This window comes from Robertmurraya korlensis NBRC 107688, from assembly GCF_001591645.1.
Classification (GTDB): Bacteria; Bacillota; Bacilli; order Bacillales; family Cytobacillaceae; genus Robertmurraya_A.
The window spans coordinates 15120-36496 of the sequence record NZ_BCVH01000031.1 but is presented as its reverse complement, the minus strand read 5'-3'; the positions used below and the strand labels follow the sequence as shown (position 1 = coordinate 36496).

Sequence of the window (21377 nt, the reverse complement as noted above, 5' to 3'; positions counted from 1 at the left end):
CAATCACTGTCGCAACGAGGCGACTTTAATAATATATCATGTTTATCAAGTCATTTCAACTACTTTTTTAAAAAAATTTTAATAACTATTTAAAATACTTGTTGAGCTGACTTTTACTAGTATAACAAGCGACTACTTATTATTCAATAACTAATATTTGGAAACAAAAAAACCAAATAGATTGTTACTATTTGGCTATGGAACCTTTACTTCTTCAATAAAGATCATCCTGTTTCTCTGCAAATGGATAATTTCCCCGGTGTCTACTACTTTCACAAGCGGTCTTGTTGGGGCATTCTCATCAATAAAAAGTATTTCAGCTTCTTGTCCATTTGAAAGTTTAACAAAACTTCCAATTGATATATTCATAATTCCAGATTGAAGCGCACGAATAGAAGCAATATCAAACTGTCCAAATAAATCCTGTAACATCATCTCCAACACTTTAAAGGGAGATTGTTTTTTCCTATACAGTCGTTGGGAAGTCATCGCGTGGAAAGTGTCAGCTACTCCAATAATCTTTGCATACTGATGAATTTTCTGCCCTTTTTCTCCCAACGGATACCCACTTCCATCCAAACGCTCATGATGCTGGAATATGGCGATCTTGCCTGGCTCTCTAATGAACGGTGTACTTTGAATAAGTCTGTAACTATAGGTTGGATGGTTTTTCACCTCTTGATATTCCTCTTGTGTAAGGGGTGTTCTTTTGTTTAATATCCCTTCAGAAAGCTTCGCCATCCCACAATCACTTAAAGTTCCAGCTAAAGCAACCTGGACAATCTCCCCTTTATTAAGTCCTAGCTTTTTAGAGATAAAACTGCTTATCAGACCAACCGCTACTGCGTGCTGATATAAGTAATCCTCCTCCGTCGAAAAATGATGAAGCTGAAACAAATCGCCTTGATTTTGATCTATTTTTTCAATTAAAGGGAATATAATACTTCTTACCTTTGTAACATCCACAGGCAAACCTGCCTGCCAACTACGGAACTCCTTTTTAAAGCTTCTTGATGCTTGAAGAAAGAGTTCAGTAAATGTGGGTTCCCTTTGCTCTTCATTGTCCTCACTTTTTACCTCCTCATCATCCAAAATAATCTCATTTGGAATAAAAGGATGTCCGCTTGAGAGGGTCTTTTCGACCTCTAATTCAGGTATTAAGAAGGCTTTTACTACTTCAAGCAATTCGGAGGTTAACACTGTTTTCTTTTGGACAATCGCTCGGCCTGAGGGTCCTTTGATATCCTCAGAAAGAATGCATCCTTCTTGAACTTCTTTTATAAGAACTCGCACTAATTACACCCTCTAGTAAACATATTCTTAGTCTATTTTACCCAATTAATAAAAAAAGAGGAACATAATAATGTCCCTCTCTTGTAATTTATTCTTCATCAACTGGATCGACGTCGATTAATTCTTCATCTTCACCAAGAATCACATCTTCTTTTTCTTCTTCCTTCTCAACCATTGCAACAGTTGCTACGAATTCTTCCTCTGATTCATTCAATCTGATCAATCTCACACCTTGAGTATTTCTTCCCATTGTTGAGATATCACCGACAGCCATACGGATTAGGACTCCACCTGTAGTGATTAACATGACATCTTCTTCGCCTGTTACAGCCTTCATAGCTACTAAGCTTCCGTTTTTATCTGTAATGTTACATGTTTTTATCCCTTTACCACCGCGCCCCTGGATTCTATATTCTTCTGCAGGTGTGCGTTTTCCATATCCGTTCTTGGTAACAATTAAAATCTCTGTATTCTCTTCAAGAACTTCCATTCCAACCACTTCATCTGATCGGTCAATATTAATTCCTTTTACACCAGTTGCTGTACGCCCCATTGAACGAACATCTGTTTCCGGGAAACGAATAAGCAGCCCGTTCTTTGTTCCAATAATTATTTCTTTACTTCCATCCGTTAAACGTACAGAGATTAACTCATCTTCCTCACGTAGATTCAAGGCAATTAAACCATTGTTTCGGATATTCGCAAAAGAAGTTAGTGGAGAACGCTTAGAAATCCCCTCTTTTGTCGTAAAGAATAGGAACCAATCATCCACAAACTCAGAAACAGGAATAATGGCATTTACCCATTCTCCTTTATCCACTTCAAGTAGATTTATAATTGGAATTCCTTTTGCTGTTCTTGAGAATTCAGGAATTTCATAACCTTTTGATCGATACACTTTCCCTTTGTTTGTAAAGAAAAGAATCGTATCGTGAGTAGACGTCGTCACAAGATGTTCAACAAAATCATCTTCATTCGTCCCCATACCTTGTATCCCTCTACCACCACGTTTTTGTGCACGATAGGTTGAAACTGGTAGACGTTTGATATATCCGTTATGAGTTAACGAAATAACGATATTCTCTACCGGGATTAAGTCCTCATCTTCAATGTTTTCAATTCCACCCGTCACAATCTCTGTACGACGGTTATCATTAAAGCGTTCTTTAATTTCAGATAGCTCTTCTCTAATGATTTCAAGAACCTTTTCTTCATTAGCTAAAATTTCCTTAAGCTCTGCAATTAGCTTCACGAGGTTTTGATATTCTTCTTCAATCTTTTCGCGTTCTAAGCCAGTTAAACGCTGTAAACGCATATCTAAAATAGCCTGTGCTTGCTTTTCTGAAAGCTGGAAGGTAGTCATTAATCCTTCACGAGCAATATCTGTTGTCTGCGAGGCACGGATTAAACTAATAACTGCATCTAAATGGTCTAATGCGATTCGTAAGCCGTCTAAAATATGAGCTCTTGCTTCTGCTTTTCGCAATTCAAATTCTGTTCTTCTACGAATAACAACTTTTTGGTGATCTAAATAATGGACTAAACACTGCTTTAAGTTCAAAACCTTAGGTTGTCCACCAACTAAAGCTAATGTGTTAATTCCAAAGCTTGTTTGTAGAGCCGTTTGCTTATATAAGTTATTCAACAATACATTGGCATTGGCATCTTTACGAACCTCAATAACAATTCTCATACCATTACGGTCTGATTCATCACGAAGATCTGTAATCCCATCGATTTTCTTCTCACGGGCTAGCTCCGCAATTTTCTCGATAAGCTTCGCTTTGTTTACTTGGTATGGAATTTCATTAACAATAATAACTTCCTTGCCATTTGCTTTTTGTTCAATAACAACCTTTGCTCGTATTGTAATCGAACCTCTGCCTGTTTCGTAAGCCTTTCGAATCCCACTTCGTCCTAAAATTAATCCTCCAGTTGGAAAATCAGGACCAGGAATAATCTCCATGAGTTCCTGAGTGGTAATCTCTGGATCTTTACTAACTGCTAACACACCATCAATCACTTCACCAAGCTGATGGGGAGGAATATTTGTTGCCATTCCTACCGCAATACCTGTTGTTCCATTGACAAGAAGATTTGGGAATCGAGCTGGAAGAACAACTGGCTCCCTTTCTTCTCCGTCATAGTTGTCTTGGTAATCAATTGTGTCTTTATTAATGTCTCGTAACAGTTCCATCGATATTTTTGACATTCTTGATTCTGTATAACGCATGGCTGCAGCTGAGTCCCCATCAACAGATCCAAAGTTTCCATGGCCGTCAACAAGCATATAACGATAGTTGAAATCCTGTGCCATACGTACCATCGTTTCATACACCGCTGAGTCTCCATGTGGATGGTATTTACCAATTACATCTCCAACGATACGAGCAGACTTTTTGTATGGCTTGTCAGAATGCATACCAAGGTCATGCATCGCATATAAAATACGGCGATGTACGGGCTTTAACCCATCTCTAACATCCGGCAAAGCACGAGAGACGATAACGCTCATCGCATAATCTAAAAATGAAGTCTTCATTTCTTGGCTAATATTTATTTCTTTAATTTGTGAATTCGGTGTTTCAGCCAACGTGTGTACCTCCTTTAAAGCTAATGATCGATCATTTCTTAAAGCTTCTATGAAAGAAAAAGGAGGATAGTGGTTACCCTCTACCCTTTTTCTAGATATCTAAGTTTTTCACATACTGTGCATTCGCTTCGATAAAGTTACGACGTGGTTCCACTTTATCTCCCATTAGCATTTCGAACGTTTCATCAGCTTCAATCGCATCCTGAAGACTAACCTGTAACATGGTTCTAGTCTCTGGGTTCATGGTTGTTTCCCAAAGCTGATCAGGATTCATCTCACCTAATCCTTTATAACGTTGAATATTAGGTTTCGGTTGACTCGGAAGCTCTGCGAAAATACGGTCTAATTCTTTATCGTTATAGGCATATTCAATACGTTTTCCTTGTTGAACTTTGTATAACGGTGGCTGAGCGATATAAATATAGCCAGCCTCTAAGATTTGCCTCATATATCGATAGAAGAATGTTAGAATCAGTGTTCGAATATGCGCACCGTCAACATCTGCATCCGTCATAATTACAACTTTATGGTAGCGAGCTTTCGAAAGATCAAAGTCTTCACCAATCCCTGTTCCAATTGCTGTAATCATTGCACGAACTTCATTATTTGAAAGAATTTTATCCAATCTTGCTTTTTCTACATTAAGAATTTTACCTCTAAGTGGTAGAATTGCTTGGAAATGACGGTCACGCCCTTGTTTAGCTGACCCACCCGCTGAGTCTCCCTCAACGATATATATCTCACTTATCTCAGGATCTTTAGAAGAACAGTCCGCTAGCTTACCAGGTAAGCTCGATACCTCAAGGGCACTCTTTCGGCGTGTTAACTCTCTCGCCTTTTTGGCAGCTAAACGTGCTCTTGCTGCCATTAAACCTTTTTCAACAATTTTTCTGGCAACCGTTGGATTTTCAAGTAGGAATTTATCCAATGCCTCGGCAAAAATGGTATCTGTTGCTGCTCTTACCTCTGAGTTACCAAGTTTCGTTTTTGTTTGGCCTTCGAATTGTGGATCTGGATGTTTGATAGATACGATAGCTGTTAGGCCTTCTCGCACATCATCACCAGACAGGTTCGAATCATTTTCTTTGATCTGGCCATATTTTCTCGCATAGTCGTTTATGATTCTTGTCAGGGCTGTTTTAAAGCCTGATTCATGTGTCCCACCTTCATGGGTATGAATATTGTTCGCAAACGAGTATATATTACTGGTATAGCTATCATTGTATTGAATGGCAACTTCAATAGTAATTCCTTCTTTTTCACCTTCAATAAAGATCGGCTCTTCATGTAGAACTTCCTTTGATCTGTTTAAATGCTCTACATAAGACTTAATACCGCCTTCATAGTAATACTGGTTGCCCTTATTTTCTTCACGTTTATCTTCAATCGTTATTTTTAGACCTTTGTTTAAAAAGGCAAGCTCACGAATTCGGTTAGCCAACGTCTCGTAGTCATACTCAAGAGTCTCTGTGAAAATTTCAGCGTCTGGAACAAAGTGAATCGTTGTACCTGTATGGTCTGTTTCTCCGATCACTTCTAGGTCAGCAACAGGTACTCCTCGCTCAAACTTCTGGTAATGAACTTTGCCATCACGATGGACATACACTTCTAATACCGTTGATAGCGCATTAACTACAGAAGCACCTACTCCGTGAAGTCCTCCTGAAACCTTGTAACCACCGCCACCGAATTTTCCGCCAGCATGAAGGACAGTCATAATAACTTCAACAGCAGGTCTACCCATCTTCTCATGGATCCCAACTGGAATTCCCCGTCCATTGTCAATTACGGTAATGCTATTATCCTTTTCAATTACAACATTTATCTCTGTACAGAAGCCAGCTAGAGCCTCGTCAATACTATTGTCAACGATTTCCCAAACTAAATGGTGGAGTCCTTTGACACTTGTGGAACCAATATACATCCCGGGTCTTTTTCTTACGGCTTCAAGACCTTCCAGAACCTGTATCTGATTTTCATCATACGATTGTTCTTGGACTTCTTTTTGTTCCATTGCCATAAACCGTTCACCTACTCTTTCTTTCACAATTAAGCAAAAATCAACTGATTTCTGCATACCAAATATATATTTTCACTTAGCAAAGGCGCTAAGATTATTCTAAACTTGAGCTGCTAGTTTATAAGAGCGTTTTTTTAAAGTTCCAGATGATAACGGTGAATAATAGACTTTCTCTTTCGTAATCACGATTGATTTATATCCACCTTTTGAAAGATCAACACTCACTAAACGATCATGTGTTAAAAACTCATTCATCTGTGATGATGAGACGATACTCTCTCTACTTATGATGGCAACAATATCCAAAGCCCGAACCAATGTCTCTTCTCCAATATGAACATACATAAGACCACCTCATAAGATTTGTTTAATCGTCCCACTATCAACGGTAAAGGTTGATGCTTCTCTAAGCGTTTGATGGTCAATCCCATCTACATTTGTAGTTGTCACAAATGTTTGAACCTTCCCCTGAATGGTGTTTAACAAGTGAGATTGGCGATAATCATCTAGCTCTGAAAGAACATCATCTAGAAGCAAAATAGGATATTCTCCAATTTCCGAATGAATGAGTTCAATTTCTGCTAGCTTAACGGATAACGCAGTCGTCCGTTGCTGACCTTGAGAGCCAAAAGTTTGTACATCACGCCCATTTACAAAAAAGAGCATATCATCGCGATGAGGCCCAAACAGTGTTGTGCCACGTTCAATCTCTCTATTTTTTATTTTATCAAATTTATGAGTAAATACTTCTACCATTTTCGACAAATCTTGTTCTTCTGATACATCCACAGAAGGTTTATACTCAATCTTTAACGTTTCTAGTCCTCTCGATATGCCACTGTGGATAGGAATGGCCCACTTTTGAAGTAAATGGAGAAATTCATATCGTTTTGCTACAATACGAACAGCCTTTTCGATAAATTGCTCCGTTAAAATATCAAGCATCGTTTTGTCTGTTTGCTTTTTAATCTGTAACATTTTTAGATAATGGTTTCTTTGTTGGAGAATCTTTTGATATTGCCCCATATCATGAAGATAAATAGGGGATACTTGTCCGATCTCCATATCTATAAATCGTCTTCTAATCTGTGGACTTCCCTTTACGAGAGTAAGATCTTCAGGGGCAAACATAACTACATTCATATTTCCAACATATTGACTGAGTTTTTGTTGCTCAAGATGATTGCACTTCGCCTTTTTTCCTTTTTTGGAAATAATAAGTTGCATTGGGAGAGGACCATGACTTTTTTTTACCCGTCCCTCTATTGTAGCATATTCTTCATCCCAGCGAATAAGTTCTTTATCATTAGAGGTTCGATGAGATTTAGCCATGGCCAACACGTAGATGGATTCCATGACATTTGTTTTCCCTTGAGCATTTTCACCTAAGATGACATTAACCTTATTTTCAAAATTAATCGTCAACCCTTCATAATTCCGATAATTTTTTAACCCTAAATGCTCAATATACATATTCAAAACATCCTTTATCCCTATACAGTAAGCGAGACTTCAACACATTTGTCGAAGCCTGCTTCCTTTTACATGACAATGAATGAACCGATTGTAGGAATTTCAATAACATCTCCAGCTCTAAGCTTTCGACCTCTCCTTTGATCTTGCTCATTATTGACAAATATCTCATATTCGCTAAGGAACCATTTTGCCATTCCTCCGGTATCTATTACACCTGCTAGCTTTAGAAACTGACCTAACGTAATGTACTCTGTGTCAATTTGAACTTCTTCTCTCATGTAGTCTCACTCACTTCTCGTTATTTTTCATGACGAGCATTTTTTAGTGTGTACTCTTTATTTTACTAAATATTTCGTTTGTATACAAAGGGTTAAACGAAAAGCCACCAGAGATCTGGCAGCTTATGACTAATACGTTCTTACAGGAAGAATCAATTGAAGAATGGAATCATCATTCAAAGGTTGAATAATAAATGGTCTCATCGCACCCGTAAAGCTAATTTTAATTTCTTGTCCTTCTAGTGCTTTTAATGCATCCATTACATATTTTGCACTAAAAGATATTTTTAACTCTTCACCAGTAATAGATTGTGCTTGTAGTTCTTCAACTACTTTTCCGATCTCTGGTGTATTTGAGGACACCTCAATCACTTTTTCTTCAATCGTTGAGAATTTAACTACGTTATTTCTTCCTTCTCTTGCTAACAAGGAAGCACGATCAATAGACTGTAAAAATTCTTTTGTATTAACAGTTACTTCCGTTTTGCTTTCTGAAGGAATGAGACGAGTGGTATCTGGGTAATTTCCTTCCAGCAATCTTGAGAAGAACAACAGATGCTTTGCTTTAAACAATACTTGGTTTTCAGTTATAACAATATCAACCAGGTCATTTGTATCATCTAGAATTTTGCTTAATTCATTTAAGCTTTTCCCTGGAATAACCACGTTATAAAGTAATTCGTTCTCTATATCGACCCTTGCTTTTCTTAAAGCTAATCGATGGCTATCTGTTGCAATACAGATTAACTCTCCGTTTTCAACCTTCCAGTTGACACCTGTCAACACGGGGCGTGTTTCTGAGGTGGACACTGCAAATACCGTTTGACGGATAATAACCTTTAGTAAGTCTGTACGGATCTTAAATGCATTTTGCTCTTCAATTTGTGGTAAGTGAGGATACTCTTCAGCATCAAGCCCATTTAAATTAAACTCAGACTTACCCGAACGAATGACTGTTTGGAAATGATTCTGAACATCAATTTCAACCGTATCTGTAGGTAATTTCTTTACGATTTCACTGAAGAACTTTGCTTGAAGAACAATGGAACCTGTTTGCTTGATTTCTACTAGTTCGTTACCAGATTCTTCTTTAGGGATAAATGATTCTATCGAAATATCTGAGTCACTACCTGTTAAGGTAACACCATCTTCAGTTACAACAATCTTAATTCCCGTTAAGATTGGAATAGTTGTTCTGCTAGTTACTGCTTTCATTACATCCTGAACGCTTTGAACTAAGCGATCCCTTTGGATAATAAAACGCATAAAAAAGTCCCCCCGTATGAATTAAATATCAGGTTTATTTATATATTTTTCTTTTAAAAAAATAGTAGAAGTAATAGTAGGGCCTGTGAGTATGTGGATAACTACTTGAAACGAAAGGAAATACAGCCTATCCACATGTGGACAGACTGTTAGTAAACAAGGGAAAGTTATACACAGTATTAAATTTTCAAAAGCTCATTAATTTCATTCAATTGTTTTTGGAACTGAGCATCACTCTGAATGAGCTTTGAAATTTTTTCATGAGCATGAATAACTGTCGTATGGTCTCGACCTCCGAACTCTTCACCGATTTTCGGAAGGGAGAAGTCTGTTAACTCTCTAGATAAATACATAGCAATTTGCCTAGGGAAGGCGACAGACTTTGTACGCTTCTTTGCTTTGAAATCCTCAAGCTTCACGTTAAAATGCTCTCCTACGACTCGTTGGATCTCGTGAATGGTAATCACACGAGGTTTTGAACTAGGAATAATATCTTTTAATGCTTCTGCAGCTAAATCTGCATTAATATCTTTATTAATTAGAGAAGAGTAGGCAACCACTCGAATTAATGCACCTTCTAGCTCTCTAATATTAGAATCAATCTGATTTGCTATATATAGCATGACTTCATTAGGGATATCTAATCCCTCAGCCTTGGCCTTTTTACGTAGGATGGCGATCCTCGTTTCTAAATCTGGTGGAGTGATATCTGTAATTAAGCCCCATTCAAAGCGTGAACGGAGTCGATCCTCAAGTGTCGGAATTTCCTTTGGCGGACGATCACTGGATATAACGATTTGCTTACTTTCTTCATGAAGTGTGTTAAAAGTATGGAAAAATTCCTCTTGGGTTTGTTCTTTTCCAGCAAGAAACTGAATATCATCAATAAGAAGAACGTCTACATTGCGATATTTATTTCTAAAATCAACTGCTTTATTGTCTCGAATCGAGTTGATAAACTCATTCGTAAATTTTTCAGAAGACAAATAAACAACCTTTGCCGATGGGTTATGATCCTGCACATAGTGCCCGATCGCATGCATAAGGTGGGTTTTCCCTAGTCCTACACCCCCGTAAATGAATAGGGGATTATAAGCTTTGGCTGGAGCTTCAGCCACTGCTAGTGAAGCAGCGTGTGCAAACCGGTTTCCGGAACCAATAACAAATGTATCAAATGTATATTTCGGATTGAGCATATTTAACGGTAGCTCTTGATGATCGTCATCTTTTATATTGCGTTTTTGTGGGATCGGAATATCATCTTCCACTTCATTTTGATTTTGTGGGATGATAAATTTCACTCCGAGTTCTTCCCCTGTAATATCATAGAGAATTCCAGCAATTAACTGCGAATAACGTTCTTCTAGCCAGTCGCGAGCAAATTCATTTGGAGCCGTTACGGTTAAAGTATCTCCTTGCAAAGAATGGGCTTTAGTAGATTTTAGCCACGTTTCAAAGCTGGGTTTACTGATTTTTTTCTCTATATTGGCTAACGCGTTATTCCAAAGATCCGAGATATTTTCCAAACTGATCCCTCCTTTTAAGGAATGTAAATGCCATCTTTGAAGCGGCTAAACAGTCTACTATTTTTTCTAATGTTTCCCGTAAGGATCACAAAAAAACATAGGTTATACACGTTGTACAACCTATAAATTTATAAATATACAAATCTGTTAATGTGGGTAAGTATATATATAAGAAGTAATGAGGACTTTCGACAATATCCACTACCTGTGGACAACGTTCTACATAGGTTCTGAATAACCTATCCACAAGATATCCACAATCTGTGGATAGTCTATTTATCCACATGATTTTTTCCAGAGTGAAAACACAATAATAATATCAAATAAATTTAGTAGACGCAATGGTTTTTTAAGTTTATCCACAAGAAGTACAAGCTGTTAGTAATAATTGTCCACAGTATAAGAATCTGTGAAAAACCTGTCAATAAGCGTTGTGGATAATGAAGAATCGTGTCGAAAGTTATTAACAGTCGTTAAAATAATGGTTTGGAAAGTGATTAGTACAACTTACATAAATGGAGAAGTTCTCTTTCTTTCTGACAGACTGTTAAAAGGAGTCGAAGATAGGCTATTGACTTTTTTTATAGGTCGCCTCTATAATTAGAAGGACTGTCTTTAAAGTTATTCCTCAGGGAGGTGTCATATAATGAAAAGAACGTACCAACCAAATAAGCGTAAACATAGCAAAGTTCATGGTTTCCGTAGTCGTATGAGCTCTGCAAACGGACGTAAAGTATTAGCGCGTCGTCGTCGTAAAGGAAGAAAAGTATTATCTGCTTAGGCCACTGAAACGTCAGTGGTCTTTTTTCTCATTCAGGTGTAAGAAGAGTTGGATTTCATGTATAGACGCTCTTGTATAAGAAAATAATGGGAAGGGCAGTGCGCGCCTCCTGAAGCTAGAGCACTTGCTTTAATCTAGATCGTAGGTGTAATGAATGAAAAAGGAATTTAGAGTTAAAAAAAATAAAGAATTTCAAGATATTTATAAAAAGGGAAGTTCGGTGGCAAATCGTCAATTTGTTGTTTATTTACGAAGTGTTCCGGAGCAGCCTCATTTCCGTGTCGGCTTGTCGGTAAGTAAGAAGATTGGAAATGCTGTCACCCGAAATCAAGTGAAAAGATATATTAGACAAGCCCTACTGGAGCTTCAAGAGAATATGAAGAATGACTTTGATTTAATTATTATTGCAAGAAAACCAGCGTCCGACATGACGTTTCATGAGGTGAAGGGGAGTTTAACTCACGTTTTGAAACTTGCTAAGGTGTTAAATAGTAGAGTAGATAGAAGGAAATAAAATCTAGGTGATTGCATTTTTTTAAAGCATTCTGCTTATAAAAAATGATACAATACTCTTGGATTATTTATAGACGAACAAGTAGTGTGTTTCTTTTTTTTATCTAAAGATTGAAGTGGACATACTTGGAGGATATTAGGATATTAAGGAGGAAAAAACGGTTGAAAAAGAAACTTCTTCTTTTAATCGGCCTCATATTTCTGATGGCACTACTTACGGGCTGTACAGAGTATAATAAGCCGATTACAGCAGAAAGCGAAGGTTTTTGGAACGAGTATATTGTATACCCATTATCTCTATTAATTGTTAAAACAGCAGAATTTGCTGGTGGGAACTTTGGTTTAGGTATTATTTTAGTTACATTGCTGATTCGTTTGGTAATTCTACCATTAATGATCAAACAGACAAAGAGTTCAAAGGCCATGCAAGCCATTCAGCCTGAGATGCAAAAGTTAAGAGAAAAATATAGTTCAAAAGATCAAAAAACACAGCAGAAACTTCAACAGGAAACGATGGCATTGTTCCAGCAACATGGAGTTAATCCACTTGCAGGCTGTTTCCCTTTAATAATTCAAATGCCAATTTTAATTGGTTTTTATCATGCGATTTCTCGTACGAGAGAAATTGCAGAGCATAACTTCTTATGGTTTGACCTGGGTTCTCCAGATCCATATTATATTTTACCAATCGTAGCGGGGATCACTACATTCATCCAACAAAAGATTATGATGGCGGGTGTAGAGAATAATCCTCAAATGCAAATGATGCTTTACATTATGCCAGTCATGATTGTTGTGTTTGCATTTACTTTCCCAGCTGCTTTATCACTGTATTGGGTAGTAGGGAACATCTTTATGATTGTTCAAACATACTTTATCAAAGGTCCAGATTTAAAAAAGGTTGCTGAAACTGGTAAATCAGGAGGAGCGAAAAAGTGAGAGAGGTAACTGCTACGGGTAATTCCGTTGAGGAAGCAGTAGCGTCAGCTTTAGCTCAACTAGAAACAACAAGAGATCGTGCAGAGATAGCGATAGTTGACGAAGGGAAGAAGGGGCTATTTGGTATTTTTGGAACCCGTCCGGCTATTGTTAAAGTAACTAAAAAAATTGATGCGATTGAAGAAGCAAAGAACTTTTTAACTGATGTAGCAAACAAAATGGGGTCACCAATTGATATCGAAGTGATCAAAGAAGGCAAACAAGTTCAATTTATTCTTTCCGGGGAGAAAATTGCCCTGCTAATTGGAAAAAGAGGACAGACTTTAAACTCACTTCAATATTTAACGCAGCTAGTTATTAATCGATATGCTGACCAATATGTAAATGTATTGCTCGATGCAGAGGATTATCGTAAAAGAAGAAATGATACACTAATGCAACTGGCTGAAAGACTAGCTTTTAAAGCGGTTCGCACGGGGCAAAGAGTTTCACTTGAACCAATGCCATCGTATGAAAGAAAAGTGATTCATACAGCTTTAGTGGCTAATAAACGAGTGAAGACTTACTCTGATGGAGTCGAGCCCAATCGTTACATCGTTATTTCACCAAATAAATAAGATTCGTAAGATCCCGCTTTTGGCGGGATCTTTTTTATTTTGACGTGATGATCTTAAGCCTGACGGAGCTACCTAGGCGCTTCCGCTTTTCTTTTGTCTAGCTCCGCCTCCTTGACCCTCGAGGTCATAAGTCAATCCCTTCCGGAAAGCAGGCTTTCCTACTTGGCTTGTCTTATGCTTGTCGGGTCAGATCAGTCGGCTCCGCTTTTCTTGTTATTCACATGTGGATAAGTTATGATAGTGCATAATGCACTTTTTTATTTGTGGATAAATCTTTTTTATTTAAAATGACTGTGCTATTCTAATAATTTGTGAAAAGATGCTTTTAATGAGTAAAGTTTCGTGACATAGATGAAGATAAGGAATATACATGTCCCTTAGGGGAAGAGGTGAAGAAATGGAATTTGATACAATAGCGGCGATATCGACTCCTCTAGGTGAAGGAGCAATCGCCATTGTTCGTCTAAGTGGTGACGAGGCAATCCAAATTGCGGATAAGCTTTTTAGAGGAAAAAGAAATAAACGTTTGATAGATGTTCAAACACATACCATTCATTATGGGCACTTACTGGATCCAAAAACAGGTGAGGTTGCCGAAGAAGTAATGGTTTCTGTCATGAAAGGTCCACATACTTTTACAAAGGAAGATGTAGTAGAAATTAATTGCCACGGTGGAATTGTGTCTGTGAACCGTGTCCTTCAGCTTGTTCTTCGATTTGGAGCAAGATTAGCGGAGCCAGGCGAGTTTACCAAGCGTGCCTTTCTAAACGGTAGGATCGATTTATCACAAGCAGAAGCAGTCATGGATTTAATTCGTGCCAAAACCGATCGTGCTATGAATGTAGCGTTGGGGCAAATGGAAGGTCGCCTATCAATGCTTATTCAAAGATTGAGACAGGAGATTCTCGAAACACTCGCTCATGTTGAGGTGAATATCGACTATCCAGAGTATGATGATGTGGAAGAGATGACTCATAACATGCTTTTAGAAAAAGCAAATGTGGTTCGAATAGAAATGAAAAAGTTACTTGAAACATCTCAACAAGGTAAAATCTTACGTGAGGGATTGTCAACGGTTATAGTCGGAAGACCAAACGTTGGTAAATCTTCGTTATTAAATAGTTTAGTTCAGGAAAACAAAGCTATTGTTACAGATATACCTGGTACGACTCGCGATGTGATTGAAGAGTATGTAAATGTTCGCGGGGTCCCTCTACGCTTACTAGATACAGCTGGAATTCGTGAAACTGAGGATATCGTAGAAAGAATTGGCGTGGAAAAATCACGACAAGTATTAAAAGAAGCGGACCTAATTTTACTGGTTCTGAACTATTCGGATGAGTTTACAAAGGAAGATGAAAACCTATTTAAAGCTGTTGAAGGAATGGATGTTATCGTCATTATTAATAAAACAGATCTTCCTCAACAAATTAACATGGATAAGGTCAAGGAGCTTGCTGGGAAAAGTCCACTCGTAACAACCTCATTGCTTGAAGACCGAGGTATAGATGATTTAGAGGAAGCCATTGCTGCTCTTTTCTTCTCAGGATCCATAGAGTCAGGTGATATTACGTATGTATCCAATAGTCGTCATATCGCCCTTCTTCATCAGGCTTTACACACGATTGAAGAAGCAATTTCAGGTGTGGAAAGTGGAGTTCCAATTGATATCGTGCAGATTGATTTTACAAGAACTTGGGAGCTATTAGGGGAGATTATTGGAGAGTCCATCCATGAAAGCTTAATTGACCAGTTATTCTCGCAGTTCTGTTTAGGAAAATAATTTTTTTATAGATACAAGGAGGCAGCATGATGCAATATAGTGCTGGGAATTATGACGTAATTGTCATTGGAGCGGGACATGCCGGCTGTGAAGCGGGATTGGCTGCTTCGCGTCAAGGCGCAAAAACATTATTGATAACGATTAATTTAGATATGGTTGCTTTTATGCCATGTAATCCTTCTGTTGGAGGCCCAGCAAAAGGAATTGTCGTGCGTGAGATTGATGCTCTCGGCGGAGAGATGGGGAAAAACATCGATAAAACGCATATTCAAATGAGAATGCTGAATACAGGTAAGGGCCCAGCAGTAAGAGCATTACGTGCCCAAGCAGATAAATTTAGTTACCAGCATGAAATGAAAAAAACATTAGAAAATGAAAAGAATTTAACCCTAGTACAAGGTATGGTGGAACGTTTAATTGTTGAGGACGGAGTATGCCAGGGAGTTATCACGCAAACCGGTGCTACATACGAAGCAAAAACGGTCGTTATTACTACTGGAACCTTCCTTCGTGGGGAAATCATTCTTGGCGAGCTAAAGTATTCAAGTGGCCCCAATAATCAGCAGCCATCTATCAAGCTTTCTGAGCATCTTGAAGAGCTAGGTTTTGATCTTGTTCGGTTTAAAACAGGGACTCCGCCACGTGTCAATAGTCATACCATCGATTACAGCAAAACAGAAATCCAACCTGGCGATGATGTGCCTAGAGCATTTTCTTATGAAACAACCAAGTTTATTACAGACCAACTGCCATGCTGGTTAACGTACACGAGTGAACAGACACATCAGTTAATTGATAATAATTTGCATCGCTCTCCTATGTATTCAGGCATGATTAAAGGGACAGGGCCAAGATATTGTCCTTCAATTGAAGATAAGGTGGTTCGATTCAACGATAAGCCTAGACATCAAATTTTCCTTGAGCCAGAGGGTCGAAATACACAAGAAGTATATGTGCAAGGATTATCAACAAGCTTACCAGAGGAAGTTCAGCATCAAATTTTAAAAACAATCCCTGGTCTAGAAAATGTACAGATGATGAGAGCGGGCTATGCAATAGAGTACGATGCGATTGTTCCGACGCAGCTTTGGCCAACACTTGAAACGAAGGTCATTCAGAACCTTTACACTGCTGGACAAATCAACGGTACTTCAGGTTACGAAGAAGCCGCAGGTCAAGGATTAATGGCAGGTATGAACGCGGGTCGAAAAGCATTAGGTGAAGAAGAGATTATTCTTAGCCGTTCGGATGCCTATATAGGGGTACTGATCGATGATCTAGTAACAAAGGGGACGAATGAGCCATATCGTTTACTGACCTCTCGTGCGGAATACCGATTGCTGTTACGTCATGATAATGCTGATTTGCGCTTAACAGAAATTGGCCGTAAAGTGGGGCTTATCTCTGAGGAACGTTACGAACGCTTCTTAGTAAAAAAAGCAGCGATTGAAGCGGAGAAGGAACGTCTAAAAGGAATTATTATTAAACCGAAACCTGAAGTCCAAGAGCTTATTAAATCCCAAGGTGGAAGTGAGCTAAAGGATGGAATTCGTGCCTCTGATCTATTAAAACGACCAGAAATGACGTATGAACATATTGAGGCTATTGTTCCATCGGAAATCGACCTTGATTTTGATATAAAAGAACAAGTAGAAATCCAAGTAAAATACGAAGGTTATATTGAAAAATCATTACAGCAGGTAGATCGACTGAAGAAAATGGAGAATAAGAAAATTCCTGAAAATATCGATTATGATGCTATTTCAGGAATTGCAACCGAAGCAAAGCAAAAGATGAAGCAGGTTCGTCCATTATCCATTGCTCAAGCATCAAGAATCTCAGGAGTAAACCCTGCTGATATCTCCATCTTACTTGTTTATTTGGAACAAGGAAAAATAGCACGTGTTTCAAACGATGCATAGAGCTAACTATTTCCGCTGTGAGGAAGAGGGTACCACATGAATAAAGAGCTATTTGTTAAAATGCTAGAGGAGAAGGGGATTGTACTTTCTCCTCAACAGCTAAATCAATATGAACAGTATTTCCACTTACTCGTTGAGTGGAATGAAAAGATGAACTTAACGGCCATCACGGAGAAAGAAGACGTCTATTTAAAGCATTTTTATGATAGTGTATCTGCTGCTTTTTATTACGACTTTTCAAAGCCGTTAAGCCTTTGTGATGTAGGGGCTGGAGCTGGATTTCCAAGCATACCAATTAAAATAGCATTCCCTCAGCTACAAGTAACCATTGTTGATTCTTTAAACAAACGAATTACATTTTTAGAGAATTTAGCTAGTGTATTACAGCTTGAAAAGGTAACGTTTATTCATGACCGAGCAGAGACATTTGGTCAAAATAAGGATTATAGAGAACAATATGATCTTGTTACAGCTAGAGCGGTAGCACGTTTATCGGTGTTAAGTGAATTATGTTTGCCACTTGTAAAAGTAGGTGGGACATTTGTTGCGATGAAGGCGGCTCATGCAAAGGAAGAGTTAGAAACTGGTAAAAAGGCTATTGCCACTCTTGGGGGTTCTATTAAAGAAACACACTCCTTCTTACTACCTATGGAGGAAAGCGAGAGAAATATTATCATTGTCGAGAAGATTAAATCGACACCAAAAAGATATCCTAGAAAACCTGGGACTCCGAATAAAACACCAATCGAATAGAGTTACATTTTAGCTCATTTTATGGCATAATTTTAGTAAGTATGTAGGAGAAAATAATCAATCATCGCATGTTTGTGCAGGAAATTGATATTATTTATAGAATACATTATAGGGAGTTTCGTAAAGGTGGTGCAGGGTGATGAAGCAGACTTTCACACGCTTTTTTGGCCTAGGCGAAAAAGAGGGACAAGCTGAGACGGAAGAACAGGTTGATATATTAACCGAAGTAGACCATGAAGAAATTAAGAGAATACCGATTGATTCAATTGTGCCAAATCGCTTCCAACCGAGGACTGTTTTTGATGAGGACAAAATTGAGGAGCTTTCTCGGACGATTCATATACATGGGATCATCCAGCCAATTGTTGTAAGGGAATTTGAAGAAGGTACGTTTGAAATCATTGCTGGTGAGCGAAGATGGAGAGCGATGAAAAAGCTTGGCTGGGAGGAAGCGCCTGCCATAGTTAAAAATATGAATGATACAGAAACCGCTTCTGTCGCATTAATAGAAAACCTTCAAAGAGAAGAACTGTCACCAATTGAAGAAGCTATTGCCTATGGTAAGCTTTTAGAATTACACAATTTAACCCAAGAAGCTCTTGCGCAAAGGCTTGGGAAGGGTCAATCCACCGTAGCTAATAAGCTCCGTCTATTAAAGCTACCACAAGAGGTACAAGAAGCGCTTTTAAATAAGGCAATTACCGAAAGACATGCAAGATCTCTGATCCCTTTGAAGGATGCAGAAAAGCAAATAAAGCTAGTAGTAGAAATTATTGAAAAGAATTTAAATGTGAAACAAACAGAAGATCGAGTGGCTAGAATTCTAGCAGAAACATCTGAAAAGCCAAAACCGAAGCGTAAGGCCTTTAGTAAGGATGTAAGAATAGCTGTTAATACGATTCGTCAATCTCTTTCGATGGTTTCTGATAGTGGCATCAATTTAAACTCTGAAGAAGAAGAGTTTGATGATTTCTATCAAATTACAATTAAAATTCCTAAAAAGAAATAGATTAAGAGAAGCTTTGTTAAGCTTCTCTCTTTTTTTGTTATTTTTTTCAAATAAGATAATAGGGGAATAAAAAAAATGATTCTCCTATCTTTTTCATGATAGAATAGAATACGTGATTGTCTCAGTTAGAGTTTACTATCAAATGTTACTATTGAAGATAAAGGTAGGTGTCACCATTGGGGAAAGTTATTGCAATAGCGAATCAAAAAGGAGGAGTTGGAAAAACAACGACTTCTGTAAACCTAGGTGCCTGCTTAGCATATATAGGGAAAAAAGTATTGCTAGTTGATGTTGATCCACAAGGTAATGCCACAAGTGGTGTTGGTATTGAAAAAGCCGACGTGGAGCAATGTATATATGATGTATTAGTTGATGATGTTGAGGCGAAGGAAGTTATCATGCCGACATCGGTTGAAAACCTATATGCTATCCCCGCTACGATACAGTTAGCAGGTGCAGAAATTGAACTAGTTCCAACCATATCTAGAGAAGTTAGATTAAAAAGAGCGCTTGAAGAAGTAAAGGGATCTTATGATTATGTCATAATCGATTGTCCACCATCATTAGGCTTATTAACTCTAAATGCATTAACTGCTTCAGATGCTGTTATTATCCCTGTACAGTGTGAATTTTACGCACTTGAGGGGTTAAGTCAACTTTTAAATACAGTTCGCCTAGTTCAGAAGCATTTAAATCAAGATTTAAAAATTGAAGGCGTACTTCTCACGATGCTAGATGCTAGAACGAACTTAGGGCTACAGGTGATTGAGGAAGTAAAAAAATATTTTCAAGATAAAGTATACAAAACCATTATTCCCCGAAATATTCGCTTAAGTGAAGCGCCAAGTCACGGGGAGCCGATTATCATTTACGATCCAAAATCTAGAGGTGCGGAAGTCTATTTAGATTTGGCAAAGGAAGTGGTTTCGCATGGCTAAAGGGCTCGGAAAAGGATTAAATGCGTTCTTTGCAAACATGGAGGAGCCAAGCAAACAGGAAACAATTACGGATATTAGTGTGAAAGAAATCCGCCCTAATCCTTATCAGCCGAGAAAAATCTTCACTAAAGAGGCGATTGAGGAGCTAAAGCAATCCATAATTGAGCATGGTATTTTACAGCCAATTATCGTTAGAAAAAGTATTAAGGGTTATGACATTGTTGTAGGTGAAAGACGTTTTCGGGCAGCAAAAGAAGCAGGACTTGAAAAAGTTCCTGTTGTTATTCGTGAATTAACGGAACAACAAATGATGGAGCTTGCCGTACTTGAGAACCTGCAGAGGGAAGACCTAACGCCTATAGAAGAAGCTGCAGCCTATCAATTGCTAATGGAAAAACTCTCACTAACCCAAGAGCAGCTTGCCAAAAGACTGGGAAAAAGTCGTCCGCATATTGCCAATTTTGTGCGTTTATTATCACTTCCGCCTAAAATTCAACAGCTTATTTCAGACGGTAAGATTTCTATGGGGCATGGTCGTGCTTTACTAGGTCTACGAAAAAAAGAAAAATTGCCTCTAATTGCTGAAAAAACGATGAAGGAAGGCTTAAATGTTCGCCAACTTGAGCAACTCATTCAACAGTTGAATGACAATGTTTCACGTGAAACAAAGAAGCCAAAGCCCGAGAAAAATGTTTTTATTAAAGAACGAGAAAGCTTTTTGCGTGAGAGATTTGGAACAACTGTAAATATTAAAGAGTCCAAAAATAAAGGAAAGATTGAAATCGAATTTTTCTCCAAAGATGATTTAGATAGAATTCTAGAGTTATTAAATGATAATCAAGAAGATTAAATTGCATAGTAAGTCCTAAAAACCATCATATGGGATGGTTTTTTTTATGAGTTGCAAGAGCATGTGTAATCGAGAAATGAAATAATAATGATAGGTGAAACGTATGTTTTTATTAGGTACTCTTGTAAATGGTTTGTTAATAGTAATAGGGGCGTTGTTAGGAAAGCTACTTCACAAAATTCCTGACAGAATGAAAACGACTGTAATGGTAAGTATTGGCCTTGCTGTTGTCGTATTGGGACTTCAAATGGGATTAAAAAGTGAAAACTTCCTAATTGTAATTATAAGTCTTGTGTTTGGCTCAGTTTTAGGGGAGTTATTAGATTTAGATGGGAAATTGAATGCATTAGGAGCATGGCTTGAGATAAAGGTAGGAGGCTCACAGCAAGGAAGTATTGCTGAGGGGTTTGTTACGGCAACTCTTATCTTTGTTATAGGTGCGATGGCCATTATTGGTGCACTAGATAGCGGTATTCGTGGTGACCATGATGTTTTATATACAAAATCCATTATTGATGGGTTTACGGCACTCATTCTGACTACTACTCTTGGTATCGGAGTTATTTTTTCAGCTATCCCTGTTATGCTATATCAAGGATCAATTGCTGCTTTTGCCACACAAATTGATCAGTTAGTACCAGATGCACTTATGACCAGCTTTATAGCTGAAATGACTGCTACAGGTGGAATAATGATCCTTGCGATCGGATTGAATATTACAGGAATTACAAAAATACGAGTGGCTAATATGCTTCCGGGTATTTTAGTCGTTGCCTTACTTGTAGCGATTATGTCATTTATGAAAAATATAGTAGGATAA

General features: G+C 38.0%; 19 protein-coding genes. 11 read left to right on the top strand and 8 right to left on the bottom strand.

Translation table 11 applies throughout. From position 1 onward, the window contains the following. Positions 1–195: 195 nt before the first annotated feature. The 8 genes from BKO01S_RS22305 to dnaA all read right to left on the bottom strand — a co-directional run bounded on the left by BKO01S_RS22305 (position 196) and on the right by dnaA (position 10452). On the bottom strand, positions 196–1293 hold the full coding sequence (locus BKO01S_RS22305; protein WP_066059821.1) for an HD-GYP domain-containing protein: 1098 nt from the start codon (positions 1291–1293) through the stop codon (positions 196–198). An 88-nt stretch (positions 1294–1381) separates the two neighbouring features. After that, a complete protein-coding gene (gyrA, locus tag BKO01S_RS22300; RefSeq protein WP_066059820.1) occupies positions 1382–3886 on the bottom strand; it encodes a DNA gyrase subunit A in 2505 nt (834 codons plus the stop codon). A gap of 91 nt (positions 3887–3977) precedes the next feature. Next, entirely contained in the window at positions 3978–5900 is a 1923-nt protein-coding gene (gyrB, locus tag BKO01S_RS22295) for a DNA topoisomerase (ATP-hydrolyzing) subunit B (RefSeq protein WP_066059823.1), read from the bottom strand. A 105-nt stretch (positions 5901–6005) separates the two neighbouring features. Next, entirely contained in the window at positions 6006–6251 is a 246-nt protein-coding gene (gene remB / locus BKO01S_RS22290; RefSeq protein ID WP_066059819.1) for an extracellular matrix regulator RemB, read from the bottom strand. 9 nt (positions 6252–6260) lie between these two features. Beyond that, on the bottom strand, positions 6261–7379 hold the full coding sequence (gene recF, locus BKO01S_RS22285) for a DNA replication/repair protein RecF (protein WP_066059817.1): 1119 nt from the start codon (positions 7377–7379) through the stop codon (positions 6261–6263). Between the two features lie 68 nt (positions 7380–7447). Further along, entirely contained in the window at positions 7448–7660 is a 213-nt protein-coding gene (gene yaaA, locus BKO01S_RS22280) for a S4 domain-containing protein YaaA (protein ID WP_066059815.1), read from the bottom strand. 129 nt (positions 7661–7789) lie between these two features. Next, positions 7790–8926: a DNA polymerase III subunit beta gene (dnaN, locus tag BKO01S_RS22275; protein ID WP_066059813.1), complete on the bottom strand. Its 1137-nt coding sequence runs from the start codon at positions 8924–8926 to the stop codon at positions 7790–7792. Positions 8927–9105: 179 nt separating this feature from the next. Beyond that, a complete protein-coding gene (dnaA, locus tag BKO01S_RS22270) occupies positions 9106–10452 on the bottom strand; it encodes a chromosomal replication initiator protein DnaA (RefSeq protein WP_066059811.1) in 1347 nt (448 codons plus the stop codon). Between the two features lie 646 nt (positions 10453–11098). Between dnaA and rpmH the strand changes: the two genes are divergently transcribed. From rpmH to BKO01S_RS22215, 11 genes are all read left to right on the top strand, one after another. Next, on the top strand, positions 11099–11233 hold the full coding sequence (rpmH, locus tag BKO01S_RS22265; protein ID WP_066059809.1) for a 50S ribosomal protein L34: 135 nt from the start codon (positions 11099–11101) through the stop codon (positions 11231–11233). Positions 11234–11387: 154 nt separating this feature from the next. Then, positions 11388–11747, top strand: a complete 360-nt coding sequence (gene rnpA, locus BKO01S_RS22260) for a ribonuclease P protein component (RefSeq protein WP_066059808.1) — start codon at positions 11388–11390, stop codon at positions 11745–11747. Between the two features lie 161 nt (positions 11748–11908). Next, positions 11909–12685 (top strand): YidC family membrane integrase SpoIIIJ, encoded by a 777-nt coding sequence (gene spoIIIJ, locus BKO01S_RS22255; protein ID WP_066059806.1) that lies wholly within the window; start codon positions 11909–11911, stop codon positions 12683–12685. Beyond that, positions 12682–13302 (top strand): RNA-binding cell elongation regulator Jag/EloR, encoded by a 621-nt coding sequence (gene jag, locus BKO01S_RS22250; protein ID WP_066059804.1) that lies wholly within the window; start codon positions 12682–12684, stop codon positions 13300–13302. The genes spoIIIJ and jag overlap by 4 nt, the downstream gene beginning before the upstream one ends. 397 nt (positions 13303–13699) lie before the next feature. After that, complete coding sequence (mnmE, locus tag BKO01S_RS22245) at positions 13700–15085, top strand: tRNA uridine-5-carboxymethylaminomethyl(34) synthesis GTPase MnmE (protein ID WP_066059803.1); 1386 nt, start codon at positions 13700–13702, stop codon at positions 15083–15085. Between the two features lie 29 nt (positions 15086–15114). Then, positions 15115–17007: a tRNA uridine-5-carboxymethylaminomethyl(34) synthesis enzyme MnmG gene (gene mnmG / locus BKO01S_RS22240; protein WP_066059800.1), complete on the top strand. Its 1893-nt coding sequence runs from the start codon at positions 15115–15117 to the stop codon at positions 17005–17007. Positions 17008–17043: 36 nt separating this feature from the next. Beyond that, complete coding sequence (gene rsmG, locus BKO01S_RS22235; protein WP_066059798.1) at positions 17044–17760, top strand: 16S rRNA (guanine(527)-N(7))-methyltransferase RsmG; 717 nt, start codon at positions 17044–17046, stop codon at positions 17758–17760. Between the two features lie 139 nt (positions 17761–17899). Beyond that, the gene (noc, locus tag BKO01S_RS22230; RefSeq protein ID WP_066059795.1) at positions 17900–18769 is read left to right on the top strand and encodes a nucleoid occlusion protein; all 870 of its coding nucleotides are present in this window, start codon (positions 17900–17902) and stop codon (positions 18767–18769) included. 176 nt (positions 18770–18945) lie between these two features. Beyond that, positions 18946–19707, top strand: coding sequence for a ParA family protein (locus BKO01S_RS22225; protein ID WP_066059793.1), 762 nt, complete (start codon positions 18946–18948; stop codon positions 19705–19707). Further along, the gene (locus BKO01S_RS22220) at positions 19700–20557 is read left to right on the top strand and encodes a ParB/RepB/Spo0J family partition protein (RefSeq protein WP_066059791.1); all 858 of its coding nucleotides are present in this window, start codon (positions 19700–19702) and stop codon (positions 20555–20557) included. Before BKO01S_RS22225 ends, BKO01S_RS22220 begins: the two co-directional genes overlap by 8 nt. A gap of 103 nt (positions 20558–20660) precedes the next feature. Beyond that, positions 20661–21377: a DUF554 domain-containing protein gene (locus tag BKO01S_RS22215; RefSeq protein WP_066059789.1), complete on the top strand. Its 717-nt coding sequence runs from the start codon at positions 20661–20663 to the stop codon at positions 21375–21377.